This is a genomic window from Halobellus sp. GM3, from assembly GCF_052545375.1.
This window is the reverse complement of sequence record NZ_JBQWLT010000003.1, coordinates 1-12,731: the sequence shown is the minus strand read 5'-3', so window position 1 is coordinate 12,731 and position 12,731 is coordinate 1. Positions and strand designations below refer to the sequence as shown.

General features: G+C 59.0%; 10 protein-coding genes. 9 read left to right on the top strand and 1 reads right to left on the bottom strand.

Annotated features, from left to right (window positions below; translation table 11 throughout):
- The first annotated feature begins 126 nt into the window (after positions 1-126).
- Positions 127-1,023 carry an alpha/beta fold hydrolase gene (locus tag ACT3HL_RS05475; protein WP_445085804.1) on the top strand — a complete coding sequence of 299 codons (897 nt, stop codon included), beginning with the start codon at positions 127-129 and terminating at the stop codon, positions 1,021-1,023.
- A 1,117-nt stretch (positions 1,024-2,140) separates the two neighbouring features.
- Here the strand turns inward: ACT3HL_RS05475 and ACT3HL_RS05470 are convergent.
- Complete coding sequence (locus ACT3HL_RS05470; protein ID WP_445085803.1) at positions 2,141-2,908, bottom strand: IclR family transcriptional regulator domain-containing protein; 768 nt, start codon at positions 2,906-2,908, stop codon at positions 2,141-2,143.
- 194 nt (positions 2,909-3,102) lie between these two features.
- Here ACT3HL_RS05470 and ACT3HL_RS05465 point away from each other — a divergent pair, with 194 nt between their 5' ends.
- The 8 genes from ACT3HL_RS05465 to ACT3HL_RS05430 all read left to right on the top strand — a co-directional run bounded on the left by ACT3HL_RS05465 (position 3,103) and on the right by ACT3HL_RS05430 (position 12,411).
- Positions 3,103-3,822 (top strand): metallophosphoesterase family protein, encoded by a 720-nt coding sequence (locus ACT3HL_RS05465; protein WP_445085802.1) that lies wholly within the window; start codon positions 3,103-3,105, stop codon positions 3,820-3,822.
- A gap of 199 nt (positions 3,823-4,021) precedes the next feature.
- Complete coding sequence (locus ACT3HL_RS05460; protein ID WP_445085801.1) at positions 4,022-5,116, top strand: alcohol dehydrogenase catalytic domain-containing protein; 1,095 nt, start codon at positions 4,022-4,024, stop codon at positions 5,114-5,116.
- An 85-nt stretch (positions 5,117-5,201) separates the two neighbouring features.
- Complete coding sequence (locus tag ACT3HL_RS05455; protein ID WP_445085800.1) at positions 5,202-6,629, top strand: aldehyde dehydrogenase family protein; 1,428 nt, start codon at positions 5,202-5,204, stop codon at positions 6,627-6,629.
- Between the two features lie 95 nt (positions 6,630-6,724).
- Positions 6,725-8,182 (top strand): Rieske 2Fe-2S domain-containing protein, encoded by a 1,458-nt coding sequence (locus tag ACT3HL_RS05450; RefSeq protein ID WP_445085799.1) that lies wholly within the window; start codon positions 6,725-6,727, stop codon positions 8,180-8,182.
- A gap of 1 nt (position 8,183) precedes the next feature.
- Positions 8,184-8,711, top strand: a complete 528-nt coding sequence (locus ACT3HL_RS05445) for a 3-phenylpropionate/cinnamic acid dioxygenase subunit beta (protein ID WP_445085798.1) — start codon at positions 8,184-8,186, stop codon at positions 8,709-8,711.
- Positions 8,708-9,172 carry a hypothetical protein gene (locus ACT3HL_RS05440; protein WP_445085797.1) on the top strand — a complete coding sequence of 155 codons (465 nt, stop codon included), beginning with the start codon at positions 8,708-8,710 and terminating at the stop codon, positions 9,170-9,172. Before ACT3HL_RS05445 ends, ACT3HL_RS05440 begins: the two co-directional genes overlap by 4 nt.
- 261 nt (positions 9,173-9,433) lie before the next feature.
- On the top strand, positions 9,434-11,305 hold the full coding sequence (locus ACT3HL_RS05435; protein WP_445085796.1) for a PEP-utilizing enzyme: 1,872 nt from the start codon (positions 9,434-9,436) through the stop codon (positions 11,303-11,305).
- Positions 11,306-11,340: 35 nt separating this feature from the next.
- The gene (locus ACT3HL_RS05430; protein WP_445085795.1) at positions 11,341-12,411 is read left to right on the top strand and encodes a PEP/pyruvate-binding domain-containing protein; all 1,071 of its coding nucleotides are present in this window, start codon (positions 11,341-11,343) and stop codon (positions 12,409-12,411) included.
- Positions 12,412-12,731: the final 320 nt, after the last annotated feature.

The window sequence follows — 12,731 nt, the reverse complement described above, 5'->3', positions numbered from 1 at the left end:
TACCTGCTAACAATCATCCTAACCCAATATCGGTTTTTGGCGATCCGAGTGGTCCATATCGGTGTCTGTATCCGCAACGGTTCCCTCCAGCAGGTTTAATGTGGTACCGCAGTAATCCGTCAACGTATGCCTGAAACGACCAGCGCATGGGTTGACATGCTTGGTGGAGAAATCTCGTATTTCGACGACGGGACGTATCGAACACGGTGCTTGCACGCGGGGAGTGGTTCCGAACCTCCGCTCGTGCTCTTACACGGCATTGGCGGCCACGCCGAGGCGTATCTGAAGAACGTGCTCACGCTCGCAACGACACTCGAAGATCGGGCCGTCTACGCGATTGATCTGCTCGGCCACGGGTTTACTAGCAAGCCGGGGTCTTATAGGCTGGAAGATTACGCGAACCACGTCGAAGCGTTCATCGATCATCTCGACTATGATTCCGTACATCTGTCGGGCGAATCGCTCGGAGGCTGGATCACGAGTTGGATGGCAGTCAACCGCTCTGATCACCTCGAAACGATCTGTCTGAATACGACGGCGGGGCTCACAAAGGACCTGCATCGACGCGCGCTATCGGACGAGCAGATCACGCAGATGGATGCCGAAAATCAGGATCTTATGGACCGAACAAAAGAGATGATTGAACATAATTACCCACGGGACCTCGTCGAACGGCGAGTGGAGTGGCTCTTTCACGATGAACCGCCGCAGGAACTCGTTGACATTCGCTACCGACTCTATCAGCGCGAAGATGTGAAAGCTGAAATGCCGACGATTTACGAATCGACATCCGAGTTCGGACGTATCGGAGACGATGATTTCAAGCGTATTGACGTACCGACTTTGATTATTCACACCGATCACAATCCCGGTACGCCGGCCGATACGATGAGGTACGTCAACGACAGCCTCCTCAAGGAATCTGAAATCCACGTCTACGAACAGGCAGCACACTGGCCACAGTGGGAGCAGGCGGATGAATTCAATGCCCATCTCGCTGAGTTCATCGGAACCTATGCGTGATGTTAATACTATGATCCAAGTGAGAGAACCGGAGATTCAGTAGGGGATTGGAGAATCACACGTCGCAGGTGATTGATGAGACTGGAGAATGGACACGGACGAAGCCGTGTCCGATACGAACAACCCTAGTCGGTGTGTGCAGCTCGGTATCGTTCGAAGCGAACCTGTCAGACCAGATCCGCTGGGTGACGGCGTTTTTCATCCCTACCGCTATTTCTGGCCGTACGGCCAGAACGGTACTATAGGGTGCAGTTGGAATTCCTAGAGAGGTACTGCCGAAAGCTCGATCAACGAGAAGGCGGGTGTGATTTTCGTTCACTCGAATATTGCCCTCTCGCGGCCCCTACACAAATGGGCGCGGAACAGACACACGTTCTTCTGAGAAGCTGATTCTGGGTAAAGGAGAACGTTCTGAATCACTAATCAGTAGTTTCTGTTTTCACCGTCATTAGTGTATTTGATAAATATATTCTAGCATAAGATATAATGTACTTATATTGGTGTTCTATATTGTTCAGATCTGAAATAGATATCTCACCAAGTGCAAGCAGCGTGTGCGTCAGGGCACCGCCAACGAAAATACTCCATCATTGACGATGTTCCTCTCACAATTCAGAATAAGATGTATGGTGAAACTCGTTTTCGAACCGTTTTTGAGGTCTGTATAGGGAAATTTGTTTGAATCAGAATCCGCCGAATCGTTACGTTGGGTCACTGTCTCTTCAATCGCAGCATTATTCTGACTTCGTCTGGTTGAGGTATATAGATCGGTCCCGCGAATGAATTTATGCCAGCCAAATGGGCTCAATGCCTCAATCATATCAAAAATAAAGATTAGATCTATATACTAAATATTAGAATAATTTTAGGTGATGATATATTATCGGTGCGGCGTTTCCCTGCACGACAAATCTAACCCAATCTGGTCGGTACAACCAGCGGAACTAGACTTTCGTATATCACTCAGAAAATGCTCCGTGCCACTTTTGATCCTAGTTGAACCTCGCTACTGAAACATCCCCCGAGACGAACTCTGACCGAGACCAGCGGGCGTCGGTGGACAAAGAGACCATTACAAAATTACGGATGTAACGGGATAGCGTCTGTGGACTCCTGTCTACGAATACAGGTGGTTGAGCCGGATCTCGTTCACGGTGCTCATAACCTGATTCGGCAGTTCGTCCTCGAACCGTTCCCCTCGGAGGCGGTGTGCGGGCCCGCCGACGCTGATCGCGCCGAGAACTTCGTCGTCGACGACGATCGCCGCGCTGACGGATCTCGTCGCTTCGATCTGCTCGCTGTAGTTTTGGGCGTATCCCTGTTCGCGGATACGCTCTAACTCTTCGAGGAGGGCGTCCCGGGAGGTGATCGTGTGTTCCGTTATTTCCGGAAGGCCGTGTGTCTCGATGATGTCGGTGACGCGGTCTTCGGACAGCCGCGCGAGAATCGCCTTTCCACCCGCGTGACAGTGCAGGGGCGACCGGCCACCGATGAAGTGTTCGGTCTTGATGCCCTGCTCGCCTTCCGCGTGTCCGAGGTATATGGCTTTACCGCGTTCCTCGACGAGAAACCACACCGTTTCTCCGGTCTCGGCAGCCAATCGCTCTAAATACGGTGTGATCGTGTCCGACAGCGGAACGGTCGCTGTGGCGTTCGTTCCGAGCCTCGCGAACTTTAAACCGAGCCGATACACGCCGTCGTTCTTGATCAGGTATTCGAGCTCCACCAGCGTTGTGAGGTGATCGTGGACCGTGCTTCTGGCGATTCCCATCCTGTCTGCCACTTCCGTGAGAGTCGCTGATTGCTCCTCTTCGATGACCTCGATGATCTGAAGGCCTTTCGCTAACGTTCCGATCGTACCGGAACCCTCCCGTTCGTTTGCCATAGTCGTTCATTATCCCCCGGTAAATTATAACACTGTGTTCCGGCAATTTGGAAACATTATCCAGATCTTCCGGTTGAGTCGAAGCATTGGGAGCTGCAGGTGGCGACCGACGGAACAGCCGTTTGCTTCCGAGCGGCGGTGGAACGCGCTCGCGGATTTGGAAAATTTAAATACTCCAACGTGGAGTAATCGATATGGACGTTGGACTGATAAGCGACGTACACGGAAATCAGCCGGCCCTCGAGGCGGTCCTCGCCGATATGCCGGACGTGGATCAGATCTATCACTGCGGAGACGCGGTGGGGTACAACCCGTTTCCGCACCGAGTCTTAGAGACCTTCGCCGACGAGGAAATCATCAGTATCCAGGGGAACCACGATCGGAAGATCAGCACGGACATCGACGCGATGGGAACGGCATCGGAACCCGAACGCGGCGGTGACGCCGAGATCCGACCGAGCGAACTCGCGCGAGCGGCGGGCGTCTGGACCCACGACCGACTCGGTCCCGAGGAGATGGAGTACCTCGCGGCCCTTCCGGCGGAGTTGTCTCTCGAGGGCGGTACCGCCAAGCTGGTCCACGGCAAGCCCGGTGACCAAGACGGTCGACTCTACCCCGAGGAGTACGGGATCCACCTGTTCGACGGCGAATCGGTTCTCGTCCACGGGCATACACACGTTCAGCACGCCGAGTCCTTCGGGGACCGACTCCTCGTCAATCCGGGAAGTGTGGGACAGCCACGCGACGGAGACCCCCGTGCCGCCTACGCGGTGGTTGAGTTGGCGACCGCTACCTGTACGCTCCACCGGGTTTCGTATCCGATCGACGACGTCGTCAGAAAGATCCGGCAGACGTCGCTTCCGAATGCGCTCGGAGTGTGGCTGGAAGCGGGCGAAATTGTCACTGAAACCTAAGCAGACCGACAGAGACGATGTGCGCGGCGCAGGTGAGAGAACGATGAACGCGGCCCAAGATACGGTGGCGTTCGCAACTGATTGCGCATCCGATCGCACGACGGCGTGCGGTCGCGTGCGCGAAGACGTGCGAACGCTACTATACCACACACTTTAGTGGTCACCGGGAAAACCTCTCAGAGAGGTCGAAACGTTACACATGACACGCATCACTGCGGCAGTCTTAGAGGAGCCACGGAATCTCTCGATCGAAACACTCGAACTCGCCGAACCGAAGGCGGGTGAAATCCGTGTCGACGTCCGGGCGACGGGCGTCTGTCACACCGACCACCATCGGTACGTGGGGACTTCGGAGGCGCCCCACCCCATCGTGTTGGGACACGAGGGGGCCGGCGTCGTCGACGCCGTCGGCGACGACGTCTCGTCGCTCTCTGTGGGCGATCGTGTCGTGCTTTGGGTGCTCCCGTTCTGCCGGGAGTGCGCGTTCTGTGAACGGGGTGATCCCCACCTCTGTGAGCGCCGATCCGTCGTCAAGCAGGGGACGTTGTTGGATGGCACTCGACGGCTCTCCCGCGACGGCGAGGCGGTGAACCACTTCTACGGACAGTCGTCGTTCGCGACCCACTGCGTCGTCGCCGAACAGACCGCCGTGAAGATACCCGACGGACTCCCGTTCCCAGAGGCGTCGCTCCTCGGCTGCGGCGCGACGACCGGACTCGGGGCGGTGACGAACACAGCCGGCGTCTCGGCCGGCGAACCGGTCGCGGTATTCGGCTGCGGAGGCGTCGGGTCAAGCGCGGTTCTCGGGGCGAAGCTCTCCGGGGCCGACCCCATCGTCGCTGTCGATGTCGTCGACGAGAAGCTGTCGTTCATCGGGGATTTAGGGGCCACGCACACGGTCAACTCCCGCGAGATCGACCCCGTAGACGCGATTCGGGACGTCACAGGCGGCGGAGTCGCGTACGCGTTCGAGTGTACCAGCCGTCCGGACGTGGTTGCCCAGGCAATCGACGCGGTCCGTCCCGGCGGAACGGTCGTCTCCACGGCGACGAGCTCGGCCGATCACTTCGAGATACCGCCCGGGGCGTTCACCGCCGGAAAGCGGATCGTCGGGAACGTCGGCGGATCGCTCCGTCCCTCGACGGACATTCCCCGGTTCGCGAAGCTCGCGGCGTCCGGTCGACTCCCCCTGGGCGAACTCGTCAGCCAGACGTACTCGCTCGACCAACTGGACACCGCGTTCGAGAGGATATCCGACGGGAACGGCGTCCGAAGCGTCATCACACAGGAGTGAGGCGACCGAGTGACGCTATCGGTCTCTCGACTACCGCGCGATAGCTGAACTTTTATATCAGAAGCGCTCGAACGCCTATCAGCCGATGAGAGAGTACGATTTACTCGTCGATGGGGAGACGCTGTCGCGCTCGGAGACGGCGACGGTGCGTGACCCATCGTCGAATCAGCCAGTAGCCAGTATCGCACTCGCGGATGAATCGGACGTCGCGTCCGCGGTCGCAGCGGCCGATTCGGCCTTCGAGGAGTGGCGGACAGTCGACCCGGTCACTCGAGGACACCACCTCCGGGACGTCGCTGACGAACTCCGAGCACGCAAGACGGAGATCGCGGAGCGCCACACCGAAGAGACCGGACGTTCGCTGTCGGACTCAGCGCGAAGCGTCGAGTACGCGGCAGAGTACTTCGAGTACTACGCGGGGTTGACCCACCGCATTACCGGCGAAACGGTTCCCCTTTCACACGAGGAGTTCGACTACACGCGGCGAGAACCCCTCGGTGTGACCGGGCACATCATCCCGTGGAACTCGCCGCTGCTCTTGGGCTCGAGGAGCATCGCTCCCGCGCTGGCGTGCGGAAATACCGTCGTTGCCAAGCCCGCGCAGTTGGCGCCGATGGCCGTTCACGAACTGGGACGCGCAGCCAGCGATGCCGGACTGCCCGACGGCGTGCTGAACATCGTCTCCGGGCGGGGATCAACGGCCGGCGAAGCGTTAGTCACGAACGATAGAATCAGTGAGCTGACCTTCACGGGATCGAAAGCGGTGGGTCTCCACATCCGGGAGTCGGTGTCAGATCGGCTGATTCCGTTGAACCTCGAACTCGGCGGGAAGAGCCCGAACATCGTGTTCGCCGACGCGGATCAGGAGGCGGCCGCGGAGGGGGCAGTCAAACTGTTCAACAACGCCGGGCAGAGCTGTTACGCCGGGACTCGTCTCTTCGTCGCGGACGGGATTTACGACGAGTTTATCGATCGGGTGGTGTCTCGGGTCGAAGCGATGAACGTACAGAGAGATCCGAACGAGACCGACGTGTCAGCGCTCATCTCGCCCTCGGCGCAGTCGGAAGTCGCGTCGTACGTCGATTCTGCACGTGAGGCGGGAGGATCTATCTCCGCGGGTGGCCGTATCCCCTTCGAGGAGGGGAACTTCTACGAACCGACCGTGATCGAAGACGTTCCCGACGACGCGGCAGTATCCTGTGAAGAGATATTCGGCCCCGTCCTGACCGTCTATCGGTTCGATTCCGAGCGGGAAGTCGTCGAACGAGCGAACGACACGGAGTACGGCTTGTACGCGGGCGTTTGGACGAGCGATCTCGACAGGGCGAACCGCATCGCTGACCACCTCGAAGCAGGAACAGTCACCGTGAATAACTACGCCTCGCCGATTCCGCAGGTGCCGTTCCCCGCGTACAAACAGAGCGGGATCGGTTCGGAGTACGCGACAGCGGCGTTACACCACTACACCAAGGTCAAGAACGTCCGAATGTCGGTCGACAGAACGCTCCGCTGAGAAACGGAAGGGGGGGCTGATTCGAGAGAAGCGTTCGAAGTGTGTCCCCCACCACCACAATCATTAAATAATGGGAGTCGAGATATTGAGAGTGAATGTCATCAACCGAGAGCAAAGTCACCGCAGAGGAACCTTCATCGGACGACCACGCCGATCTCCTCGCCGAGATCGAATCATCGCTCGGTGAGGGGAAACTTCCGCTGCAGACGTTCAACAGCGAGACGGTCCACCAACTGGAACTCGACCGGCTGTTCGGCCGCGAGTGGATCTTCGTCGGTCACGAGTCCGAGATACCCGAAGAGGGAGACTACGCCCGCCGCTACATCGCGGGTGATCCGTTCATCTTCGTCCGGGACAAGAACGGCGAAATTCAGGTCCTCTTCGACAGCTGCCGCCACCGCGGTGCGAAACTGTGCCGCGCTGAGCAGGGGAACACCTCTCACTTCCGCTGTCCGTACCACGGGTGGACGTTCAAGAACACCGGAGAGCTCGTGGGGGTGCCGCAAAAGGAGATCGCGTTCAAGAACTTAGCGCTGGAGGAACACGGCCTCCACAGTGCGCCCCGTGTGGACAGCTACGCGGGGCTGGTGTTCGCCTCGCTTTCGGATTCCGGTGAGAGTCTCGAAGAGCACTTAGGTGAGTTCACGTGGTACCTCGACATCCAGTTCAAGCTCCCCGACGGCGGGATGGAAGTTATCGGTGAACCGCACCGCTGGGTAGTGGAGACGAACTGGAAGACGGGAGCGGACAACTTCGCCGGCGACAGCTATCACACCGGCTTTGCTCACCACTCGATCAAGCAGCTCGGACTCGGCGGGAGCGACACCGTAGGGGTCGCCGGCGCCGGCGAGACGAAGGACCGACACGTCCACTGCGACGGCCATACGACCAGTACTCGAATGGTCGAGGGTGAAGACGTGTTCATGACGTATCCCGACGAGATCGTGGAGCTGTTCAATCCGGACAACGTGACGGCCGAGCAGTACGAGGCCGCCAAGGAGGCGCTCTCGTTCACGGGGAGCGTGTTCCCGAACCTGGCGTTTCTGAACTTCGGCGACATCACCGACGATCCGAACAAGGACGTTACCGGCTTCCTCGGTCTCCGGAAATGGCGACCGCTCGGTCCGAACAAAACCGAGATATGGAGTTGGGCGTTCGCCCCGAAGCGGGCCTCTGAGGAGGTCAAAGAGCGGATATACAAGGTGTATATGTCCAACTTCGGCCCCTCTGGGAACTTCGAACAGGACGATATCGCCATCTGGAACGGGATCACCGACGTCGCCGACTCGACGTTCGCGAAGCAGCACGGACTGGAACTCAACTATCAGATGGGTACAGAAGAGATGAGCGAAGTCGCCTACGACGAGGAGTGGCCCGGCCCGGGAACCGTCTACGCGATCAACTTAGAAGAGGTGGGGATGCAGAAGTTCCACGATCAGTGGTTCGAGCACCTCTCAACGCCTCGCGACGCGAGTGACCTGTCGAGGGGTTGCCAACAGGCGGGCGAGTGCGACTCATCGGGTGAGTGTGATCGGACGGAGGACGGTGCGTAGTATGGCGACGAATACGACCCGCGAGTCAGAACTGGAGCAGCTCCTCTTGGAGCGACGCGTCGAACAGTTCCTCTACGATGAGGCGTCGCTTCTGGATCAGCGCGACCAGAAGGAGTGGCTCGCTCTGCTCGCGGAAGACGTCGAGTATAAGGCGCCGCTGCGAATCACACGGGAACACGTGAACGACAGTTTCAGCCGCTCGTCGTATTATTTCGACGAGGACTACGGCTCGCTACAAGCGCGGGTCCAACGGTTCGAGTCGGAATACGCTTGGTCCGAACGGCCGCCCTCCCGGACGCGCCGTTTCGTGACAAACGTGCGCGCCAGCGAGAGGGACGACGGCACTGTCGAGGCGGAGAGTTACCTGCTCCTGTATTACGGGCAGGGAGACTCGGCATCGCACACGTTCCTCGCGGGCCGCAGAGAGGACGTTCTCCGTCCCGACGGGGAGACGTTCACGATCGCAAAGCGGCACGTGTTCCTCGATCACGCCGTCCCGCCGATCGACAAAATTTCGGTCTTCCTATGAGTCCCCGAACGACGATCGCAGCGGAGTTCGACGTGACCGCGGGATCCGACTCGGCGACCGTCCGGAAGCTATTGACCCCCCGAGGGCAACTCCTCGAGATCGAATCGGGGTCCGTGGAGGGGTCCCCGCGACAGATCCGAGTCGACGCACTCGGTCTCGAAAGCCTCTCCTGGCAAACGGCGGCGGACTTGGCGGACCAGCTAGGCTGTGATCTCCCACCCGGGCGGGATACGAGCGACGACGCACGATCGGCTGTCGAATCCGTCGAGGTGAGTAACGAGTACGCGGACGTCGTAGTCTCGAAGGCGACGACACCGACGGGGGACGCGCTCGTTGTCCGCGCCCCGGTGAAACGAACCGAACTCCGGTTACATCCGGCGATGCTCGCTGAGCTCACGGCGTATGACACCGATCTCTTTTCGGAATTCTTGGAGACCCCGCACGGACCGCACGATCACTGATACGGACTGGTCCCGTCTCGTCTCGGTGACGGCCGTAACGGGGTGGGATATTACCGGTATACAGTGAGGGCCATCAGTATGCACCGCACGTCTCCGATTCTAGCGAGTATGTAGACCGCGCCCTTCGAGAGACCGCCTAGCGCGTGCGTCTGCCGCATCGATGTATCGCGGCGCTCGTGGGGAGGAGTAATTGTTCGTTATGAATCCAAAGATATAATATAGGCCAGAGAGATCCCATACCATAGGGTGTTATAGAGGCCCATGACAGATTACGGCAATTCAGATCCGGTGGATCGGTTTCCGTGGCCAGACGAGGTCGAGGTGCCCGAAGCGTGTGAGGGTTGGGAAGAGATGTATCCCCGATACTTTCGGTTCGGGGAGTCCCCGGAGCGGACGGACGTAGAGAAGGACCGATTCTGGTTTTGGGACCAGAAGGACAGCCCGAAACCCCTCCGCCCGTGGGATATCACACTTTGCGTCGAATCGATCGTGATGCAACTGTCACAAGCGCAGAGTCGCGTATTCGCCGTTCCACCGGCGATGGGAATCGATCTGAGGATCATCGCGGGGTACTCGTACGCCTCCCCGGTGCCGTGTACGGACCCGGATCTCCTCGAGGAGCGCGAGTCGGTGTTCGCCGACCGGAGCGAGTACATCTATCAGAACTTCGAGGAGCTCTACGAGGACGAGTGGCTCCCCGCCGTCAAAGAGATCGGCGAGGAGATCCGCGATATCGAGGTCCCGGATCAGCTTCCCGAGTACGCCCCCGAGGAGGTCGTCTTCGAGGCGGAGGGGCTCTATCCCGAGTCAGTGAATATTCAGAGCAATTACAATCGGTTACAGGAGCTGACCCTTCGGGGGTGGCAGCGGCACTTCGAGTACCTCAACCTGGTGTACTTAGCGTACCTCTCGTTCAAGCAGACGTGCGACGAACTCTTCCCGGACATCAGCGATGACGCCATCGGAAAGATGGTTACCGGTCTCGAAACGGATCTGTTCGTCGCTGACAAGGTCTTAAACGATCTCGCACATCAAGCGGTGGAACTGGGTGAGGACGTTACGGAAATCCTCACCGCAGAGGCGACACCGGACGAGAAGACGGCCCGCCTCGAGGAGACACAAGCGGGTCGCGAGTTCCTCGAGGCCTTCGAGGAAGCGAAGGACCCGTGGTTCCACATCACGGTCAGCAGGGGGTATCACAGCGCGGACGGATCGTGGCTCGATACGCTCGAACAGCCGTTCGAACACCTCTATGAGAAGGTGACCGCGCTTCAAGACGGGAGAGAGATCCGGCGTGATATCGAGGCGCTGCAGCGAGAGCGCGAGGAGATCGTCGACGAGTACCGGAACTACCTCAGCGACGCCGAGCGCGATCGGTTCGACAAGGCGCACCAACTGGTGTTGACAGTGTACAACCACGCCGAGGACCACCAGTTCTGGATCGAGAACTGGCTTCACACCGCGATATTCCGAAAGCTCGACGAGTTCGGCGAACTCCTCGTCACTCACGGGCTCCTCGATGAGCCCGGTGACATCACGCTGTTCGGTCGAAACGAAGTTCCGGAACTCCTCGCGGATCTCGCCCGCGTGTGGTCTCAGGGGAAGGGCGCGCACACGCCGCACTACTGGCGAGAGGAGGCCGCCGAACGAAAACGCATCCTCGATGCGGCCGAAGAGTGGACGCCCCCACCGGCGATCGGCGAGCCGCCCGAGGAGGTCACGGACCCGATGGTGATCATGCTCTGGGGCATCACGACGGAGACCGTCCAGAATTGGCTCGGTTCGTCCCAAGAGGGAGCAGACGACGGTATGAGCGGCTTCGCGTCCTCGTCCGGAACGGCGGAAGGAAAGGCGCGAGTCGTCAAATCGGGGAGCGATCTGAGCGACGTAGAGCGGGACGAGATACTCGTCTCGCCGCTCACGAATCCGGACTGGACACCCGTGTTCTCGAAGGTCGCGGGGGCAGTCACGGATAACGGCGGCGCAACGAGTCACACCGCCATCGTCTGCCGTGAGTACGGGTTGCCGGCCGTCACCGGCGTCGGGACGGCGACGTCTCGCGTCGAGACCGGCGATCGAATCCGCGTAAACGGTAACGAGGGGACCGTCGAGATCCTCGAAAAAGCAGAGTGAAAGCCATAAGTAATCCACGTAGACAAGAAGACAACATGACTGATCCGTTATACACCCTGAATTTCGCGTCCGAAGCGTGTTCGAAAGACAATATCGGGCTTGTGGGTGGGAAGAACGCGTCGCTCGGCGAGCTGATGGCGGCCGGTGACGACGTCCAAGTCCCACCCGGGTTCGCCGTCACCACGGACTTCTATGAGGCCTTCCTCGAGGAGCAGTCGCTCGATGCGTTCATCAGTGACCGCATCGCCGACGTGGATATCGACGACGAGGACGCTGTCGCGGCCGCAAGCCGCGACATCCGCGATCGTATCGAAAGCGCACCACTCCCCCCGTTCCTCGCCGAGGAGCTACGGTCGTCGTGGGAGCGCCTCCAAGCGGAGACGCAGACGGACGACTTGCAGGTCGCCGTCCGGTCGTCGGCGACAGCCGAGGACCTGCCCGATGCGAGTTTCGCCGGGCAGCAGGACACCTACCTCAACGTGACTGATTTCGAGACAGTCACGCAGCGGACGAAAGAGTGCATGGCGAGTCTGTTCACTTCGCGGGCGATCACCTACCGTGAGAAACACGGATTCGACCGCGATGACGTGCTCATCAGCGTCGGGATCCAGAAAATGGTGGCGGCTCGATCGTCCGGCGTGATGTTCACGGTCAACCCCTCGAACGGCGATCAGTCGAAAGTCCGGATCGAATCGAACTGGGGGCTGGGCGAGGCGGTCGTGAGCGGAATCGTCACCCCGGACAGCTTCCTCGTAGATAAGCCGGTTTACAAGATCGTCGATCGGAACGTTCCGGACAAAGACGTGATGACAGTCCCCACGGATGCCGGCACCGAGGAAGTCGACATCGACGACGACAAACGCGATGTCCCGTCTGTGACGGCCGATGAACTGATCAAATTAACCGACTTGGCGAAGACGATCGAGCAGCACTACGACGAACCGCAGGACATCGAGTGGGCCATCGAAGAGCGGGGTGAGACGAAGCAGTTCTTCATCCTGCAGAGCCGTCCCGAGACCACGTGGGACAACGGGGACAGACAGGAGAGCGACAGCGAGACGAACAGCCCGGACACCGCTGCCAATCAGATCCTCGACCACCTGTAGCTGAGACTGCGACCGTCGAACACCGGACTACGGAGACGTTCAGATACGTGGGATCCACGGACAGACGACTGAGCCGGACCAGTCACCCGCCGCTACCCTTGTCGGTGCTGAATGAGTTCGTGAACAAGATAGTGTCCCGCCATATCATAAATTACATAGATGTTATTACTCAATAACTATATTTCTGATACATAATACATTAACATCGCAAATTGCACTGTGGGTCTATATAATACGGCAAAAGGCACTGTCTAGTTAACAGCCTCCGCTGGCGTTCGATCATCTAGCGCTTGGTGCGGTCGTTGAAAATTGTAGTAGTA